Consider the following 18,080-nt stretch of genomic DNA (forward strand, 5'->3'; position numbering starts at 1 on the left):
CGCTCTCGGATATCCATCAGACGCCGTATCGCCCGATGGACTGGGAGAGCTGGGTCGACAGCGCACTGAGATGGGCCGCCGCGCCATCGAGCTGCCGGGTGCTGTCGGCGGTCTGGGTGCTGGCTTGGCGAATGTTGCGCAGCGCGATCATCACCTGTTCCAGCCCGATATGCTGCTGGTTGATGGCTGCGACGATCTGCTGGAACGTGTCGGTGCTTTCCTGGATCGAGTCGGTCAGGTCGTTGATCGCCCGCTGCGAAAGATCGGTCTGCTGCTTGCCTGACGCCACCCGCTTGACCGCCTCCTCGGTGAGCATCACCGACGTGTTGATACCCCGCTGAATGTCGCCCAGGACCGCACGGACCTGCACGGTCGCTTCCTTGGACTGATCCGCCAGGTTCTTGATCTCGGCGGCGACCACCGCGAAGCTGCGGCCATGCTCACCGGCTGCAGCCGCCTCGATGGCAGCGTTGAGCGCCAGGATGTGCGAGCGCTCGGAGATGTCGTTGACCGTGGCGATGATGTCGCCCACGGCCTGGGTCTTCTCGCTCAGCATGACGATGTTCTCGGCCACCGATTCCGCCTGCTCCCGGATCGCCTCGACCAGCAGGACCGTGCTCTCGACTGCCTGCAGCCCGTTGTCGCTCGCTCGCAGAGTATGTTCGGCGCCCTCGGATAGCTCCTGGGCTCGCCTGGAAATCTGCGCTCCGGACTGGGTGATCTCGTCGAGGGTTGCCGAGGTCTCCTGGATGGACGCCAGTTGCTCCTCCACGCTCGCCGCCTGCTGCTGGGTCGAGGCGTGGATCTCCACCGTGGCGGTGTTCAGGCTGTCGGCGACGCCGCGGCTCTGGCTGGCCAGTTCCCGCAGTCCGACCACCATCTCGTTCAGATGCCGGCCGAGCGAGGTGATCTCGTCGCGTCCGGCAAGCGCGATCTCCTGGGTGAGATCGCCAGATCCGACCTTCTCGACGAAGCGGGCGAACTGCTGGAGCGGCCGGCTGATGGAGCGCTGCAGCAGCCAGGTCGCCAGCGATCCGACCAGCACGATCCCCGCGACCGCCGCGATCAGCGCTACGGTCGCCTTGCTGTAGGCGCTCTCGATGGAGCTGTTACCTTCGGCCACGAACTGGACGACGATGTCCTGCACGCTCGCCAGCTTGTCGGTCAGCTGGTCGCGCAACGCCATGGCTTCGAGATGGCGATCCTCGGCTTCGGCAAAGTCGTTTGTGTCGAGGGCCGAGAACTGGAGCCTCATGATCGGCTCTATCTGCTGGGACAGGTGGACAGCCCCCGCCAGCTCGTAAACCAGCTGGCGCACCCGCAGATCCAGGTCCGCCGAGCTGTTCGCGTCCAGGGCATTCTGCAGACGGGTGCGGAGCCCATTGATTACCCGTCCGAACTCGGCCGAGGTCTCCTCCCAGTCGCGCAGGACCGAGGCCCTGTCGGCGGACGGGTTGCCCAACGCGGCAAGAAGGCTCAGATCGCGCAGCCTGTCTGCCGCCGACTGGGCTTTCTGCTGGAGTACCGTGAGCTGGTTGACCTCGTTCAGGATGGCGAGGTCGTCGGCGACGATCCGCTCGTTGAGGTCGTGGACCGAACGCAGCATTTCCAGCTGATAGAGCCCCAGGCCCACGACCAGCAGAACGATCACCCCGAAGGTGGCGAGGATCTTCTGTCGAATGCTAAACCACATGCTGCGATGTCCCATCGACACGGCTCAAGATCGCCGCAGGATCGAGAAGGTTGAGGCCGCCCCGGGTGTGACGACCGAGCATGCCGGGAACGCCGTCGCCGCTCGGCGCGAGATCGGCGGCGGGAAGCTCGGCTATCGTCGTGGCTCGATCGACCCGCAGGCCGACCCGCCCGCCACCGGCCCGCAGAACGACCAGATGTCCGGAACCGGACCTGGATGGACCCGTGGTGAGGCCACATAGCGCCAGCAGGTCATAGACCCGGCACAGGACGCCACGCCGATCCACCATGCCCAGCAGAGCCGGGACGGCGCGCGGCACGGCTGTCGGCAGACCCATCCCGGCAACTTCCATGGCATCGGCGACCTTGAGGGCGAAGGTCTCGCTCCCGGCCTCCAGGGTCAGGACGGAAACCCTGACGACCTGGCTGGAATTGCCGCGGCCGGCAAGCTGCCGGCTGCGCTCCTGAAGGATCCGGCGCACCCGCTCGTCCTCGCGCCCCTCCTGGCGCTCGGAGCAGGGCTCTCTTGTCCCGACCGGATCGATCGCATCCCCGTCCAAGGCTGCTGCCTTCATCGCCCTGCGCCTTGTCAGTAACCGGATCGCATCGAGCGGATCTGCCCGAGCAACACGGCACGCAGTTCGGCGGCGCTCAGATCCGCCGGCATCACCGGCGCATCCTGGTCCAGATCAGCGACGCTGCGCATGGCGTTGCCAAAGGCCTTCAGGGCCCCCTCGATGTCGCCCTGCCGGCGGAGAAGGGTGCCCAGCTGGAAATGAGCCATGGCGAATTGCCGGTCGAGATAGAGCGCACGCCGCAGCGCCTGCTCGGCCGCTTGCGGCGCATCGCCCTGGTCCAAAGCAAGAGCTAGGAGATAATGACCCACCGGGTCGGTTGGACTGGCGGCGACCTGCGCACGGTAGCGCGCCTCGGCCTCCCCCTGCCGGTGGAGTCCAGCCTGGTCGGCAGCCGCTACCGTCTTGTGCAGCGGCTGCGGCGCCATCACTGCCTGCGAGCGGTCCGTCAAAGGACGGCGTCTGGTCCGTTCCTCACGGCTCGGCTGGGCTCTTGCAGGGCGAACCGCCACGTCCGGCGCAGCCATGATGCTTCGCCGACGATAGAGCGTCGCGCCCGGCACGAACACCGGCTCGAAGGACGAGTGGAACACCTCGCCGGCTTCGGCATGACCAACCAGCAGCCAGCCACGCTCCACCAGCCGCGAGGCAAGCCTGGGCACCAGCGTCTTCAGCGTCGGCTGGTCGAAATAGATCATCACGTTGCGGCACAGAATGATGTCGAAGTCCATGAGCCGGTCGGCGGGCGACGGCTCCGGCTCGAGATCCATCAGGTTGTGATGCTGGAACTCGACCATCGCGCGCAGAGCGGGACGCACCCGCCAGCCGCCAGCAGCCGGCTCCAGAGCGGCAGCGCGATCGGCGGGCGTTACGTCGCGCAGCGCCCATGCCCCATAGGTTGCCGCGCGTGCCTGGGCCAGGAAGGCACGGTTGATGTCGGTACCGATGATGGAAACCTGCCAATCCGGCAGGCGATCGCCCAGCGCCTGGGCCACCAGCGCAGCCACGGAATAGGCCTCCGCCCCCGTCGAGCTTCCGGCCGACCAGATGCGCAGCCGCCGGTGCGCCGCGTTGCGAGCGATCATCTCGGGAAGCAGCCGCTCCCGCAGGGACTGGAACTGCTGGGCGTAGCGGAAGAAGAATGTCTCGCCGATCGTGAGTTGCTCGACCAGCGCATCCATTTCTGGGCCGCGATAGTTCTCGGCTTCCAGGAGCAGTCCATAGGCATGGCAGCCGGAAGCCCTGCGCGCCACCAGACGACGCTGTAGCCGCTCGATGAATGCCTCGTCCTTGTCCAGGAAATAGCTGAGCCCGGTAATACCGAGGATCCGCCGCTTCAGGCGCGGATAGTCGGGGTCGCTGATGAAAGGGTGAGGTTGCCGGCTCACGCAGGCACCAATCTGGCCAGCCGCTCATCGGCCCGGGCGCCGAATTCGGCAAGTGCGAGTTGCTCCTCGAGGAGCAGGATCCGGGCCGGGTCCAGCACATGCCAGGTCCGCCCGCCCCCCTCGATCTCGCCGACCACGACCTGATTGAAGCTGCGGTGCCTGGCCGCTTCCCGCATCTCCCCCAGCGGGAGGACGTCGCAGACCCGGTCGACGATCAGGCAGACCGGCGGCGCCGCGGCCTTGAGCCGGACGAGCGGGGAATAAAGTCCAGGGGGCGATTCTGCCAGGCCGAGGAGGCGGTCCAGCCGAAGCGCGACAGCGTTGTTCCCGTCCAGGCGAAACAGACCCGCGACCGAATCAGCCAGTCCGGGCATTCTCTGCAGCAGCGGGCAAGGCAGAACCTCTTCCACCTCGGAAGCGAGGAACGCAAGGTCCACCGACGAGACCTGAAAAAGCACATAGTAGGCCATCGGCTCGATATCTCACCTGACGTCTCCAGAAGAACTGGAAATCCTTGCAGAAGAGAATTCCTATGCCGCGGCTCAACCTTGCGGCTAGCACCCTCTGTCGATCACTCTGTGAGTGCCGGGTTCATCCACAGCCGACAAGAACCATATCGATCTGGCCGAGGACTGTCGCCCACTATCAATAGGCAAACAACTCGACACAGCCGATGAACCCGGCCGTTGTTGCCCGATGGCGGAAGACGCCTCCTATTGGTCGCGAATGGATGCGCGAACGAATTCCCACGCCGCAGCAAGATGGCTTCGCAGCATCCGCTCGGCACCCTCGGGGTCGCGGTCCAGGATGGAATCCACGATGGCCTTGTGCGCCTGATAGTTCATCCGGTCGATTTCGACGCTGCGCGGCATCTGCGCCCAATGTTCGGACAGCCATTCAACAAATGCGCGGTGCAGGGCCGGATAGATCGGGTTGCCCGGGATCTGATACAGCACCCCGTGGAAGCCCACGTCGGTCGCATAGAAGCGGTCGGTGTCGCCGATCGCCGCCCGGTTCTCGGCCAGGGCAGCCTGCAGCGCGGCGATATCCCCAGGCCGCGCATGCGAGGCGGCATGGCGAACCAGCGCTGCCTCGATGAAGATGCGGGCTTCGAACAGATTCCAGACGCCGGCTTCATCGCTCACCAGGTGGCGGACCAGTCCGCCCAACGTGTCGATGGCCACTCTGAGATCGGCGGCCTGGACCCTCGGTCGATGGCCCGGCCGGGTGCGCAGCACACCCTGGTTCGCGAGAAGGGCGATCGCCTCGCGTACCGCCGCGCGGCTCACTCCAAACCGCCGCATCAGATCCCGCTCGGCGGGGAGATAGCTCCCGGGCGCGATCTCGCCGGTCTTCACCAGCGCAAGGATCGCATCCGCAAGGACGTCAGCAAGTCTCCTTCCAGGCTCGCCCCCCAGCGCATGCCGGACATCTGCCGCCGTCCTGTCCGCCTGAGCACGGTCGTCCGCCCTCATTCCCATCCGTCCCGCTGCCATCTCATCATTTTTGGTCGGACCAAAATGGAAAGGCAAGGGACTTCCGGCGGCACTGGGGGCTATGTCCCTACAGAAAAAACTCTTTGGCCTTTGTATCTGTTGGTTGACACCTGCCGATCTCAAAGAATAGCGTCCCTACATAATGGTCTGACCAAAAGACTCCGCAGCGTGCGCAGCGCACTTTGCGGCACGAGATGAATGGGCAGGCGGGCCGCAGGGAAGACCGGAAACATGTTGGGACGTTCCGCCCAAGACGCACGACTGGCACCGTGATGATCGTCCCGGACAGCGGTTCCACTGATGTCGAGTAGCCGTCCAAGCTGGAGAAGAGGGACAGCGGCCGGCGGTTCGCCTCGAACAGGAAGCCTGTTCCGCCACAAAGAACGCTGCTGTCCCAGGGACACGGCCCGGCCCCCGAGGCAGGCCAAGGCTCATCATCGCACGGACCGGCTGCCACTGCCCTTAGCCGGGGCCTTCTCGCCGCCTGCCGCCAGAGGAGAAGGCCTGCCCGCGCAGGAGAACCAGGCCTTGCCTTCATCGGTCTGCCGCCGGGCAGTCGGTCCTCCTCGCCTGCCCCCGCGGATCGGCTCGACCGGGCAGGCAAGATCGGCAGGACAGGTCGAGACCAACTGAAAATCCTCACGACCAACAAGAAGGGACATTGCGATGCCCGCGATCAAATCGCTTCTGCCAGGCTACTACCGCGTGCCGCTGCCGACCGTGCTCACCGACAGCACCCACGGCGTCATGCGTGATTTTGAGCTGATCACCGCTCGGGTCGTCGATTCCGATGGCGCCGAGGGCGTCGGCTACAGCTACACCGTCGGCCGCAACGGTGGCGCCGTCCACGACGTGCTTGCCCGGGACATCGCCGAGCTGGTGGCCGGCCAGGACGCCGATTGCATCGAGCATCTGTGGAACAAGCTTTGGTGGGACCTCCACTATGGCGGCCGCGGCGGCCCGACCGTGCTGGCGATGTCGGCGTTCGACATGGCGCTCTGGGACCTCAAGGCCAAGCGCGCGGGCCTGCCCTTATGGAAGCTGCTTGGCGGCAACGATCCTCGCGTGCCGTGCTATGCCGGCGGCATCGACTTGATGCTGTCGCTCGACGACCTGCTCAAGCAGACCGACGGCAATCTTGAGCGCGGCTTCCGGGCCATCAAGATGAAGGTCGGTCGCAAGCTCCTGTCCGAGGACGTCGAGCGGGTCGCGGCGATGCGCAAGCATCTGGGCGACGGCTTTCCCCTGATGGTCGATGCCAACATGAAGTGGAGCGCCGACGAGGCGATCCGCGCGGCGCGCGCCTTCCAGCCCTACGACCTGACCTGGCTCGAGGAGCCGATCTCGCCCGACGACGTGGCCGGCCATGCCCGGATCGTGCGCGAGGGGGGCGTGCCGATCGCCACCGGCGAGAACCTGCGCACGCTCTGGGACTTCCGCCACCTGATCGCCTCGGGCGGCGTCACCTATCCTGAGCCGGACGTCACCAATTGCGGCGGCATCACCTCGTTCATGAAGATCGCGCACCTGGCCGAGGCGTTCAATCTTCCGGTCACTTCGCACGGCGCCCACGATGTCACCGTCCACCTGCTGGCTGCGGCTCCGAACCGCTCTTTCCTGGAAGCGCACGGGTTCGGCCTGGACCAGTACATCGCCAAGCCTCTGGTGATCGAAGACGGCTTCGCCCTGGCGCCGGACGATCTCGGCCACGGCATTGAGTTCGACTGGAAGGGCCTGGATGCAGTCCGGGCCTGACCCTCGCATCACAGGAGTTTCCGTTGCTCCCGGATGAGATGCGGGGACTCCTCAGCCTGATCGAACCAGCACCGGCCGCGCCTTCTCGTGGCCAGGGCCCGGGGCACCTGTTCATGCAGGCGGCCCCGGCCCGGATCGGTGCGGCAGGATCGAGAGCAATGAAGCATCCCGGCAATCTTCCGCTGGGTCCTAGGGCTCCAATGACGGCGACGAGTAGGCCTGAGACGATGGCATGCGCGTCTGCTCCTGCTGCAGGAGTTGGCCATAGCGCTCGATCCGGCGCGCTCCCGCCGGGTCCTGCACTACGGTGCGCGCGGTGGCGGCGTGGCCGGCCGCCGCATAGGCCAGTGCCAGGTTGTTGGCCACGCGTGCCGGCGCATCCGGGCGCTGCGCCAGCGGCGCCAGGATCGAGATGGCTTCCTCGGGATGGCCGGCCAGCAGCATGGACAGGGCATGGTTGTTGGCGATGGGCAGGTCGTCCGGGGCGGCCGTCGCCGCCGCCGCATGCCATCGCAGCGCCTCCGCATGGCGGCCTGCCAGATCCAGGGCCATAGCCTTGCCGCTGAGCGCGTCCGCGTCGTCCGGATCTGCCGCCAAAGCACGCTCAAACAGATCAAGCGCCTCCGGGTCGCCGGCGAGCAGACGAATCTGTCCGGACTGGACCAGCAGCGCCGGGGCGCCCGGCATCCGGCCCAGCGCCTGGTTCAGCACTTCATCGGCCTGCGCCACCCCGCCCGCGCGCCTCAAAGCCGCGGCATAGCGCGCCTGCGCCTGCGGATCGTCCGGGCGGTTGCCAGCCTCAATTCCGTAGAGCGACAACGCCACCCCCGGCTGGCCGTTCGCTTCCGCAACCGAGGCCACCCGCATCCGCGATGAATCGTCAGGCTCTCGCAGCGCCGCCTGTTCCGAAGAGGCGCAGGCAGACATCGCCAGGGAAATCAGAACGGCGACAACGCGCCGACGGGCCGGCAACACCATGGGCGGACTCACAGATTGTTCATCAGTTGCAGGATGGAGGGGCCGATCAGGACGATGAACAGGCTCGGCATGATGAACAGGATCAGCGGCAGCACCAGCAGGGCCGGCAGCCGGGCCGCTTTCTCCTCCATCGCCACCATCCTCTCCTGGCGCATCTCGGCCGCCAGCACGCGCAGCGCATGGGTCAAGGGCGTCCCATAGCGCAGGGCCTGGGCCAGGGTAGACCCGAGCCGGCGATAGCCCTCCAGGTCGGTCCGCTCCCCCATCCGCATCAACGCCTCCCGGCGATCGGGAAGCATGCGCAGTTCCTGGCTGAGGACTGCAAATTCCCGTGCCACCGACGCGTTCGATTGCGCCATCTCCCGCGCCACCCGGTTCACCGCCGACTCCAGGCCAAGCCCCGCCTCGCCGCAGACCACCATCAGGTCGAGCGCATCCGGCAGCCCCTTGCGCAGCGACTTCAGATAGGGGCGGCGCAACAGGCGCAGCGCGAAGCCCGGGACGAACACGCCCAGGATCAGGGCCACGGCGACGACCATCAGATGCGCCAGCGCGGTTCTGGTGATCAGGAGCCCGAGCAGGTAGCCCGCGACTGGGCAACCCAGCAGCACCACCATCTTCACCCCGATGAACGCCGAGGCCGCGCGCCTGGGATCGAAGCCTGCCGCCGCGATGGCACGCTCGAGCTGCGCCAGGTCCTGGGGAGAAACCAGGCGCGTGCCGCGCAGGGCCTCGCCCAGATGGGCGAACATGCTGGCGACGCTGACGGCCAGCGATGCCGCTGCCGGCGGCTGCCCCTTGGCGGGGGGATGCATGACGGTGCGGATGCGCCGGATCAGGTCGCCTTCCTCGGCCAGATGCGCCAGCACGACCGCCACCACCACGGATAGGCTGAGCGCCGCGAGGGAGGCCGCGGCGGCCCCGATCAGGGCAGGCGACACGGCTAGTCCTCCGTCGCACGGCGGATCAGCCAGCGAATGCTCATCGCGCCGAACGCCATCAGCGTCAGGCCGGTCACCATCATCTTGAAACCGGTCGGATCGCTCCAGAACGCGTCGAGATAGCCCGGGCGGATCACCGACATGGCGAAGGCGCAGATGAACGGCAGGGCGATCAGGATCAGCGCGGACGCGGTCGATTCCGAGGCCAGCGCCCGGGCGCGTGCGGCCAGGGCAACCCGCTTGCGCACGATCTCCGCCAGGTTCTCCAGGGTCTCGCCGAGGCTGCCGCCGGTCTGCGCCTGCAGGCCCAGGGTGACGGCGAGAAAGCCGTATTCGGTAACGTGGGTGCGCTCGTAGAGCCGCAGGAAGGCGGAATCGACGCTGTTGCCGATCGAGGTCTCCCCCACGATCCGAGCGAACTGGGGACCGGTCGGTGCCGGCATGTCGCGCGCCACGCTGCGCAGCGCCTCGCCCATCGGCAGGCCGGAGCGCACGGCGCGCAGGATCAGGCCCAGCGCGTCCGGCACCTGCTTGAACAGGGCGTCGCAGTAGCGGCGGTGCTGCCATCGAAAGATCATCCGGGCGCCCATCACCCCGCTCAGGAGAGCCAACGGCAGGGCGGCGATCTGGCCGAGATAGAAGCCGGCGACCCACCAGCCGAGCAGGCCGATGCCGGTTGCAAGCAGGACCACCACCGGCCATGCCAGCACCTGCTCCTCCGGAAGGTCCGGATTGAAGCTGAACAGCCGCGCCAGCCGTTGCCGGATCGGCCGGTCGCTGCTCGCAGCCACCCGGATGCTGGGCAGCGCATCGACCGGCGCCGGTGCAGGGTGCGCTTTCGCGGCGACGTCCCGCACGCGTGCCCGCAGCTTGCGCCCGCGCTCGCGCAGCATCAGCCAGATGGCGAGCCCGAGCAGGCACAGTGCCAGGAAGGCCGCCGCACCGGCGAGGAGGGCGTCCCGGTCAACCATCGACCAGCGCCCGCATCCAGGCATCGCCCAGCCCGAAATATTCCAGGCGGTCGAAGAAGCCCGGCCGCATGCCGGGCGTCACCCAACGCCCGGTGATCCGGCCGGAGCGGTCCTCGCCGCTGAACTCGAAGCTGAACACGTCGTTCATGGTGATGACGTCGCCCTCCAGGCCGGCGACCTCCGAGACCTGGATGACCCGCCGGCCACCATCGCGCATCCGCTGGATCTGCACGATGATGTCGACCGCACTGGCGATCTGCGTCCGGATCGCACGCACCGGCAGGCTGGCCATGCCCATCTGCACCATGTTCTCGATGCGGGTCAGGGCGTCGCGGGTCGTGTTCGCGTGCACCGTGCAGATCGAGCCGTCGTGGCCGGTGTTCATCGCCTGCAGCATGTCGAAGGCTTCCGCACCACGCACCTCGCCGACGATGATCCGGTCGGGCCGCATCCGCAGCGCATTCTTGATCAGCTCGCGCTGGTGGATTTCGCCGCGGCCCTCCAGGTTGGCGGGGCGGGTCTCCAGCCGGACGACATGGGGCTGCTGCAGCTGCAGTTCCGCCGCATCCTCAATGGTGACGACACGCTCATCATGGTCGATCAGCCGGCTCAGCGCGTTCAGCATGGTGGTCTTGCCAGAACCGGTGCCGCCCGAGATCACGATGTTGAGCCGGGCGCGCGCCGCAATCTCCAGAACTCGGGCCAGGGGCGGCGACAGGCTGCCAAAGCCGACCATCGCCTCGAAGTCGATCTTCTTCTTGGAGAACTTGCGGATCGAGATGCAGGCGCCGTCCAGGGCCAGCGGCGGGAACACCACGTTGACGCGGCTGCCATCCGGCAGCCGGCAGTCCACCAGCGGGCTCGACTCGTCGACCCGCCTACCGGCGCCCGCGGCCATCTTCTGGGCGATGGACGCAACCTGGGCGGCGTCGCGGAACCGGATGTTGGCACGCAGCATCTTGCCGCGCACCTCGACGAACACGTGGTCCGGGCCATTGACCATGATGTCGCTGATGCTGTCGTCGCGCAGCAGCGGCTCCAGTGGCCCGAAGCCGACCATGTCGTAGGCCAGTTCCTCGGCGATTCTGGCCTGTTCGTGTGCCGCCAGCTCCAGCCGTTCACGGTTGGCCAGGTCGTGCACCAGGCTTTCCAGCTGGACCTGCAGCTCGGCTGCCGGCAGCACCGAGGCGGCAACTGGGTCGACCCGCTCCATCACCTGCCGGCGCAGGCGGCTCAGCGGGCTTTCCCCCTCGGGCCGCGCCGCCGATGGCATGGATGGCGATGCCTGGGGCGGGGCTGCCGGAGCGACTTCGTTGCGGCGTCCAAACGTCTTCATCGTGCCAACAGCCAGCGCAGGAGCGACGAGCGGCCGCCCGCCTCGGCGCGCACGCCGAAGATCTCCTGGGTGATGGGGGCCAGCGCCTTGCGGAGAGGGGCGCTGCCGGCCCCGGCGGACTGGCCGAGATTGGCCGCCCGGGGCAGGTGGCGCGGCAGGTCGGGGATGACCACGTCCGGCCGCCGCCCCAGGCCTTCGATGATCAGCGGCAGCTTCAGCCCGCCTGGCATGCTCGCGCGGTTGAGCACCAGGATCGGCTGGCTGCTGGAGGACATCGAGGTCATCATCCGGCGAGTGGCCTCGGCGTCGCGGATGCCGGCCAGGTCGGGTCCAAACACCACGATCGAGTGGCGCGCTTCCGCCAGCACCTGCCGCTCCCACGACGATGGCGGCATCGGCAGGTCGACCACGATCTGGCTGAAGCGCTGGCGCAGGAGCTCCAGGAGCTGCGATACCGCCTCGGGCGAGGGATCGATCTGGGCCTCGAACGGCTCTTCCGCGGCGATCAGGCGGAGCCGTCCCTGGATGGTCACCGCCATCCGGTCGAGAAACAGAGCATCGGCCCGGTCCGGCTCCTCCAGCGCCACCCGCAGGCCGTTGCTGACCCTGGCGCCCAGCATCATCGCCGCGGTCCCGCCGCGCAGGTGCAGGTCCAAGAGCGCGATATGACCCTTGGTCGCCTCCAGCTGCAGCGCGAGATTGACCGCGATCGTGGTCGCCCCGACCCCGCCGCGGGCGCCGCACACCGCGATGACCTGACCACCCCGCTGCACCGGCTTGGCGCCGGAGGGAATCACCAGCGGTCCGAACAGGGAGGCGACGTTGCCGCGCGTCAGCGGCTTGAAGATATACTCGGCGACGCCCAGCTCGCGGGTGAGCTCGCGATAGAAGCTCACCTCCGACCGCTCGCCCACCACCAGCACCCGCACATCCGGGGTGCAGACCGCCGCCAGCTCGTTGAGCGCATGGATCGGGTCGTCGATCCCGGAGATGTCCACCAGCAGGATGCGCGGGGTCGGCTCGCTTACCAGGGAACGGGTGGCCGTGCGCACGTTGCCGCGCCGGATCTGGGCGCCCGCCATCATGTCGGCCAAGCCCGCCTGGACCGCGGCCTCGCTCTCGTCATCGGCCAAGAACGCCAGCAGCGCCGCCCGCTCGGCATCGCCCGGGGCAGTGCTGCTGGCGCGGGCCGGCACCGGAGCGGCGGCAGAACCAGGGGGGGCAACATGGCTGGTCATGGGCCCAGCCTCACTCGCCGGAAAGCTTGGTGAAGGACTCGGCCAGCGGATAACGCTCGCCTGCCAGCAGGCGATCCACGGCATCGGCCGCGGCAGGACCGGATGAGTCGCCAGCGCCTATTCCCATCCGCGCATGGTCCGGCTCGACCAGCATCGCCAGCAGGTTGGCCTGGTTGACCCCGGTGGCGCGCAGCGTGCCCGGCCGGGCGAACGGATCGGTGTCGCAGGCGGTCAGGCCCAGCGGCAGAGCGAGGATCAGGATCGTGCGGCGCATGGATCGATCACTCCACGATGAAGCCGGCGTCGAACGGTTCCGGACCGACCGGATCCGGGACCTGCCCGCGCGCGGCCTGCCGGTGCAGCAGGATCCTTTCCAGATCGGTGGCGGGCCGGAAGTCGTCGAGCGGCGTCGCCAGATCCTTCGGATCCGACACCGGCTGGACGAGGTAGGGCGTCACGATGATCACAAGCTCGGTCTCGTTGCGCCGGAACGCCTCCGACTTGAACAGCGCGCCCAGCACCGGCAGCTCGGAGAGGCCCAGCACCCCGTTGGTGAGCTGCGCGGTGGAGCGCTGCAGCAGCCCGGCGATGGCGAAACTCTGCCCGCTGCCAAGTTCGACCGTGGTCTCGGCGCGCCTTACCGAAAGAGCCGGGATCCGCAGGCTGCCGCCCCCGATCGGCACGTCGATGGCGCCGTTGTCGGACAGTTCGCTGACCTCCGGCCGCACCCGAAGGTTCAGCCGGTCGGGGGAGAGCACGGTTGGGACAAAGGCGAGGCTGACGCCGAACGGCTTGAACTCGATGGTGATCTTGTCGTCGTCGGCCGCGACCGGGATCGGGAATTCGCCGCCGGCCAGGAAGCTCGCAGTCTCGCCCGATTGAGCCGTCAGGTTGGGCTCGGCCAGCACGGTGATCAGCTGGTCCGCTGCCAAGGCGTCGATGATCGCGTTCAGGTCGAAATTGGCCGAGCGGTAGCCGATGCCGATCCGGTTGGGCAGGCCGCCGTTCAGGTTGGCGGTGCGGCCGTTCAGCGAGGAAAGGATCTGCCCGCCGATCGTGGCTCCCGCATAGAACGGCCCGGCCCCTCCGGTCACGAAGCCCAGCGCGAAGCTGCCGCTGCTGAACAGGGCCTGCCAGTTGAAGCCCAGTTCGCGGGTGACCTCGCGGGAAACCTCGATCGCGCGAACCCGCACGTTGACCTGAATGCCCGACAGCACGGTGAGCCGGTTGGCGACCGTCTGCCCCTTCCCGAGAAAGCCGCGTACCACCGCCAGAACCGCCTGCGCGTCCGCACCGGTCGCGACCGAGCCGGAGAGGACCGCGGTGTTGTCCGACGCCTCCACCCGAACCTGGTCGGCACCGGTCACGGTCCGGTGGATGGCCGCCTCGATCGCCGCCGCGTCCAGCGGCGCCACCCCATCCTGCGTCGCCTCCAGGCCAAGGTCCGGAGCGAACTCCGGCTCATCGGCCGGACTCGCCACGACCATGACGTCGTACTCGGCGATCGGCACGCCGTCGTCGGCGGTCGCAATCACGGTGGTGCGCCCGCTCGCCACCCCCATCAGGAACAGCGTGGTCGCCGAAGCAGGCTGGACCCGGGCGATCCGGGGATCGGCGGCGAGCACGGTGGTTGCTGGGCCGGGCAGTTGCACCAGCCGACCGGTGCCGACCTCCAGTTCCACCGGCTGAATGGCGGGAGCCGGCGCAGGAGTCGCCAGGGGTGGCGTTAGGACAGTCGGATCGGGCGGCTGGTCCTGGGAGAAAGCCTTTTCGCAGGGACCGACCAGGATCAGCGCGGCGAGCCAGAGGCGCCAGCCGCCCTTCATGGCCTTCATGGAAAGACCACGTCCTGCTGATCGCCTCCCTGAACGACCCGGACGCGGGTCGCCACGGCCGGCGGCGGCGTCAGCAGGGCAGCCGACACGTCGGCCCCATAAACGGGCCCGCTGCTCCCGGCGGGCAGGTCGGGCGGCCCGTCCACAGCGCGGACCGAGAGGGCGATGTTGCCCAGCCGCGCGGCGACCGCGACCCGTTCCGCCTGCTGGGGCGTCACTTCGAGCGTGACGGTGCGGGCGGCCTGGCGCTCCTCCTCGGCATCGCCGCGTGCCTGAGCGATCTGCTGGTCGACGGCGATGATCCGGATATCGGTGAGCACGGTCTCGCCCGACACGCGCCGGCCCTGGGCAGTGCCCTCGTCGTCGATCTCCTGGGTGAGGATCAGGTCCACCTGATCGCCCGGCCATACCAGGCCGGCCGCGCCGGTCACCGCATCGACCCCAATCGAGATGGCACGGGTTCCCGGCCGCAGCACGGCTGCCAGGAAACCCCGGTCGCGCAGGCGCAGGACGTCGCCGCGCAGCACCGGGGCGCCTGCATCCACGTAGCGCCGCAACATGGCACCCCGCACCCCGGCGCGCACCTCCTCAGAATCGATCAGGGCGTCCGGCGGCACCGCCTCGGGCTGCAACTCCCGGACGACGAGGTCGCTGTCCTTGAGCAGGGTGGCCACCGGAAGCGACTGCGCAGCGGTGAGCACGCGGACGGGAGCGGGCGGCGGCGGACCCTGGACCAGGACCGCCTCGGCGACGTCCCGCGAAGGAAATAGAGCGAGCCAGGCAATGTAGCCGAGCCCGACGGCTGCCGCGATCAGCGAAAACACCAGGAGGAGGCGGAGCATCATGTCGTTTCAGTCGGATGTTCACGCCCACAGGAGGCGACGCAGCAGGATGCAGCCACCGCCTGCCGCGATGGCCACGCCGTAGGGCAGCGAGGCCCTCCGGCGGATACGTTTCATCTCGACATCGCGCACCCTCGCGATCAGCGAGATGCGCCGCATACGATCAGGCGCCGGCAAGCGACGCGCCGCCCACAGATAGAGAAGCGACAGCACCCCGCCAGCCAGCACCGTGACGACCACGAAGTGATAGCTGTCGAAGGGGGCAAGTCCTACCGCCACCGCGGCTGCAAGCTTCACGTCTCCACCGCCCATCAGGCCAAGCGCATGCAGCACGACCAGCAGACCGAACAGCGCGAGCGCCGCTGCCAGCGAGACAAGGAGTGCCTCGGGCCCGAAGGACGCACGTACGACCAAGCCAATTCCCGCAAGACACAGGCTGATCTCATCGGGAATGACCCGCACCGCGATGTCGCGCCATGCCGCCAAAATGAGAAGGCCAATGCTGCAAAGGGCTGCGACGGCGAGCATGGACGACATCTTCGGAGGCGCCTCAATGAAGTGACCGTCGGCGCCATACGGCGCCGACGGTCCTCCAGTGGGTCAGTTTTAGAGGCCGTCCCCAACTGCAGTGAACATGGTGGTCAATTGCGGGCCAAGTGCTGCGACCGCCGTAACGACGACCAGCACGATGCCGGCGGCGATGACGCCATACTCCAGAGCAGTGACGCCCTTGCGGCAAGAAAGCGCGGCCACGACGCGCGAAGTGACGAAGTCAACCATCGATTAGTCCCCCATCTGCGCTGCGCACAGATTACCCGATCATTACGGCACGGATGTGCGATGGCACGAGACCTTCATCCCATTTTATCTAGGAAGATGGTCCGAGCCGTCATCATTGCGATAGCGCCTCCATGCAGACGGATCAAGCAGATGAATCGGCGCGTTTAATAAAATTTTCCGGGAACCATCCAAATAGATACAAGTTCGTTCAAACATTTCACCAAAAAGACGGCTATCTGCTATCGATGTCCACTGATAGGTGAATAGACTTGTACAGCTCATTTTTAGGACTATCCGGATGAGATGTGCTGGACCATGATGGGTACCACGTCCCTCACGTGTCGGTAGGAACAAGGGGCCCGGCGGCGCTCGATCCAGAAGATGCCTGCCAACCCGGCTTATACGCGTGGTCCCATGGATCCCTCGCCCACCCCCGATCTGGCCTGTTCAACCAGTTTCCTGGCGCCGTCAGGACGCCGTCTGCTCCGGACCGGCTGGGGATGGCTGCAGCAGCGCTGGCCGGCCGACCGCCGGGGCGCCACCTCCCTGATCTTCGCGGTCGCGGCCACGGCCTTCTTCGGGATGGTCGCCCTGGCGACAGAGGCAGGCAGCTGGTACCTCGTCCGCCGCAATGCCCAGAATGCCGCGGATGCCTCGGCCAGGGCCGGCGCCATCGCGCTGGCCCTGGCCAGTCCCGCCAATCGGACCGCCCAGATCAATGCCGCCAGCATCGATCTTGCCGGCCAGAACGGCTTTACCAGCAACGCCGCCACCACGATCAGCGTCGCTCACCCGCCATCCGCGGGTCCGCGGGCAGGCGACCAGGCCTCGGTGGAGGTGGTCATCCGCCAGGTCCAGCCGCTGATGCTGGCGGAACTCTTCATGGAAAGCCCGCCCACGGTGGCGACCCGCGCCGTGGCCTCGCTGGCGGGAACCGCGAGTGCCTGCATTCTGGCGCTCGACGGCGGCCTTCTCATGGGCGGCAACAGCTTCACCAGCGGCCGCGACTGCGTGCTCGCCTCCAATGCTTCTATGTCTAGATCGATTGAGGTCACCGGCTCCGCCAGCGTGAGCGCCTATTCTCTCCATGCCGCTGGCGGGTGCTCCGGGTGCAACAGTGCATCGGTGCGATTGACCCGACCCTATGCGGAGTATCAACTCCCGGTATCCAATCCCTATGCGGCGTTGGACACCAAGGTACTGTCGCCCACCTGCCTCGGCAGCCCCCCCAGCACCGGCCAGATCACCCCCACCGGCCTGACACGCGCCTACTGCTCATCAGTGTCGTTGAACGGCAATAAGACGCTCGATTTCGCGCCGGGGACCTATGTCTTCCGCAATGCCTCCCTGGATTTTGGTGGAGGGACCATCACGTGTAGCGCCTGCACCGGCGATTCCGGGGTCACGATCATCTTCACCGGCGACCCTGCCCTGATCGGCGGCATCCACATCAACGCCCAGGCCGCGGTGACGCTGCGGGCGCCCCGGGTCAACCCGGATGATCGGGACTTCAATGGCGTCCTGTTCTTCCGGGATCCCCGGGCGACCAGCAACAACAGCGGCAACCCATCGATCCGCATCAATGGCGGCGCCGACAGCAGGCTGGAGGGCGCGATGTACTTTCCGAAGTCCTACGTGAAGTTCAACGGCAACTCGAGCGTCGCCGGATCCACCTGCACGGCGCTCATCGGCGGCACCCTGGACTTCACGGGAACCGCCGACACCTATGTCGAGGTGTCCGGTTGCGCAGCCTTGGGCGCCGGCATCCCCCGCGCCCAGGTGGTCCGGCTGGTGGAGTAGCCGATGCCCGACCTGATCCGGCCCTTTCTGCGTCTTGCCCGCGACCGGCGCGGGATCGCCGCCCTGGAGTTCGCGGTGATCCTGCCGGTGCTGGCGCTGACCCTGATGGGGGTGATCGATCTGGGCGGCGCCATCCAGCAGAGCCTCCGCCTGGAGGCGGCCGCCCGGGCCGGAGCCCAGTACGCGATGTCCGCGCCAACCGATTCGGCCGGGATCACCGCCGCTGTTCGCCAGGCCCTGCCCGGGTGGAACGACATCGTCGTGCAGCCGACCGCGATGACCTGCGTCTGCCCCGGTTCCGGCGCGACCAGTTGCACCTCGACCAGTTGCGCCACCGCCCTGCAGCGCTTCGTCTCGATCACCGTCACCCGGGGCTTCAGCCCCATCCTGCTGCCCAACTTCACCAGCGTGCAGGGCAGCATGACCCTGCGCATCCGCTAGAAGCCGAGCCCG

The 18,080-nt window shown here is 67.5% G+C and carries 18 protein-coding genes; 3 read left to right on the top strand and 15 right to left on the bottom strand.

The genetic code is table 11. From position 1 onward, the window contains the following. Window positions 1–16 precede the first annotated feature (16 nt). The 5 genes from GEMRO_RS0105060 to GEMRO_RS0105080 form a co-directional block, all read right to left on the bottom strand. On the bottom strand, window positions 17–1,693 hold the full coding sequence (locus tag GEMRO_RS0105060; protein ID WP_027133141.1) for a methyl-accepting chemotaxis protein: 1,677 nt from the start codon (window positions 1,691–1,693) through the stop codon (window positions 17–19). Further along, the gene (locus tag GEMRO_RS32350; RefSeq protein ID WP_051328707.1) at window positions 1,683–2,267 is read right to left on the bottom strand and encodes a chemotaxis protein CheW; all 585 of its coding nucleotides are present in this window, start codon (window positions 2,265–2,267) and stop codon (window positions 1,683–1,685) included. The genes GEMRO_RS0105060 and GEMRO_RS32350 overlap by 11 nt, the downstream gene beginning before the upstream one ends. Window positions 2,268–2,281: 14 nt before the next feature. Then, window positions 2,282–3,655, bottom strand: coding sequence for a CheR family methyltransferase (locus GEMRO_RS27685; RefSeq protein WP_051328708.1), 1,374 nt, complete (start codon window positions 3,653–3,655; stop codon window positions 2,282–2,284). Further along, window positions 3,652–4,125, bottom strand: a complete 474-nt coding sequence (locus GEMRO_RS27690) for a chemotaxis protein CheW (protein WP_051328709.1) — start codon at window positions 4,123–4,125, stop codon at window positions 3,652–3,654. The genes GEMRO_RS27685 and GEMRO_RS27690 overlap by 4 nt, the downstream gene beginning before the upstream one ends. Window positions 4,126–4,368: 243 nt before the next feature. Beyond that, the gene (locus GEMRO_RS0105080) at window positions 4,369–5,130 is read right to left on the bottom strand and encodes an FCD domain-containing protein (RefSeq protein ID WP_084506568.1); all 762 of its coding nucleotides are present in this window, start codon (window positions 5,128–5,130) and stop codon (window positions 4,369–4,371) included. A 687-nt stretch (window positions 5,131–5,817) separates the two neighbouring features. Here GEMRO_RS0105080 and GEMRO_RS0105085 point away from each other — a divergent pair. Then, complete coding sequence (locus GEMRO_RS0105085; RefSeq protein WP_027133143.1) at window positions 5,818–6,906, top strand: mandelate racemase/muconate lactonizing enzyme family protein; 1,089 nt, start codon at window positions 5,818–5,820, stop codon at window positions 6,904–6,906. Window positions 6,907–7,095: 189 nt separating this feature from the next. On the opposite strand, the gene GEMRO_RS32355 is transcribed toward GEMRO_RS0105085, so the two are convergent. The 10 genes from GEMRO_RS32355 to GEMRO_RS33260 all read right to left on the bottom strand — a co-directional run bounded on the left by GEMRO_RS32355 (window position 7,096) and on the right by GEMRO_RS33260 (window position 15,827). Next, a complete protein-coding gene (locus tag GEMRO_RS32355; protein ID WP_157505457.1) occupies window positions 7,096–7,884 on the bottom strand; it encodes a tetratricopeptide repeat protein in 789 nt (262 codons plus the stop codon). Between the two features lie 8 nt (window positions 7,885–7,892). Further along, on the bottom strand, window positions 7,893–8,825 hold the full coding sequence (locus GEMRO_RS27700) for a type II secretion system F family protein (RefSeq protein ID WP_051328711.1): 933 nt from the start codon (window positions 8,823–8,825) through the stop codon (window positions 7,893–7,895). Between the two features lie 2 nt (window positions 8,826–8,827). Continuing rightward, entirely contained in the window at window positions 8,828–9,796 is a 969-nt protein-coding gene (locus GEMRO_RS0105105; RefSeq protein WP_027133145.1) for a type II secretion system F family protein, read from the bottom strand. Then, window positions 9,789–11,132, bottom strand: a complete 1,344-nt coding sequence (locus GEMRO_RS0105110) for a CpaF family protein (RefSeq protein WP_027133146.1) — start codon at window positions 11,130–11,132, stop codon at window positions 9,789–9,791. Before GEMRO_RS0105110 ends, GEMRO_RS0105105 begins: the two co-directional genes overlap by 8 nt. Beyond that, entirely contained in the window at window positions 11,129–12,370 is a 1,242-nt protein-coding gene (locus GEMRO_RS32360; RefSeq protein WP_169728314.1) for an AAA family ATPase, read from the bottom strand. Before GEMRO_RS32360 ends, GEMRO_RS0105110 begins: the two co-directional genes overlap by 4 nt. A gap of 10 nt (window positions 12,371–12,380) precedes the next feature. Then, on the bottom strand, window positions 12,381–12,644 hold the full coding sequence (locus GEMRO_RS0105120) for a hypothetical protein (RefSeq protein ID WP_027133147.1): 264 nt from the start codon (window positions 12,642–12,644) through the stop codon (window positions 12,381–12,383). A gap of 7 nt (window positions 12,645–12,651) precedes the next feature. After that, entirely contained in the window at window positions 12,652–14,205 is a 1,554-nt protein-coding gene (locus tag GEMRO_RS27710) for a type II and III secretion system protein family protein (protein WP_051328713.1), read from the bottom strand. Continuing rightward, window positions 14,202–15,050: a Flp pilus assembly protein CpaB gene (gene cpaB / locus GEMRO_RS27715; RefSeq protein WP_051328714.1), complete on the bottom strand. Its 849-nt coding sequence runs from the start codon at window positions 15,048–15,050 to the stop codon at window positions 14,202–14,204. Before cpaB ends, GEMRO_RS27710 begins: the two co-directional genes overlap by 4 nt. Before the next feature lie 18 nt (window positions 15,051–15,068). Further along, complete coding sequence (locus GEMRO_RS0105135; protein WP_051328715.1) at window positions 15,069–15,575, bottom strand: A24 family peptidase; 507 nt, start codon at window positions 15,573–15,575, stop codon at window positions 15,069–15,071. A gap of 78 nt (window positions 15,576–15,653) precedes the next feature. Then, complete coding sequence (locus GEMRO_RS33260) at window positions 15,654–15,827, bottom strand: Flp family type IVb pilin (RefSeq protein WP_084506574.1); 174 nt, start codon at window positions 15,825–15,827, stop codon at window positions 15,654–15,656. Between the two features lie 414 nt (window positions 15,828–16,241). Between GEMRO_RS33260 and GEMRO_RS0105145 the strand changes: the two genes are divergently transcribed. Further along, the gene (locus GEMRO_RS0105145) at window positions 16,242–17,627 is read left to right on the top strand and encodes a pilus assembly protein TadG-related protein (protein ID WP_027133149.1); all 1,386 of its coding nucleotides are present in this window, start codon (window positions 16,242–16,244) and stop codon (window positions 17,625–17,627) included. A 3-nt stretch (window positions 17,628–17,630) separates the two neighbouring features. Further along, window positions 17,631–18,068, top strand: a complete 438-nt coding sequence (locus tag GEMRO_RS32365; protein WP_051328716.1) for a TadE/TadG family type IV pilus assembly protein — start codon at window positions 17,631–17,633, stop codon at window positions 18,066–18,068. The last annotated feature ends 12 nt before the right edge of the window (window positions 18,069–18,080 follow it).

The organism is Geminicoccus roseus DSM 18922 (assembly GCF_000427665.1).
GTDB lineage: Bacteria > Pseudomonadota > Alphaproteobacteria > Geminicoccales > Geminicoccaceae > Geminicoccus > Geminicoccus roseus.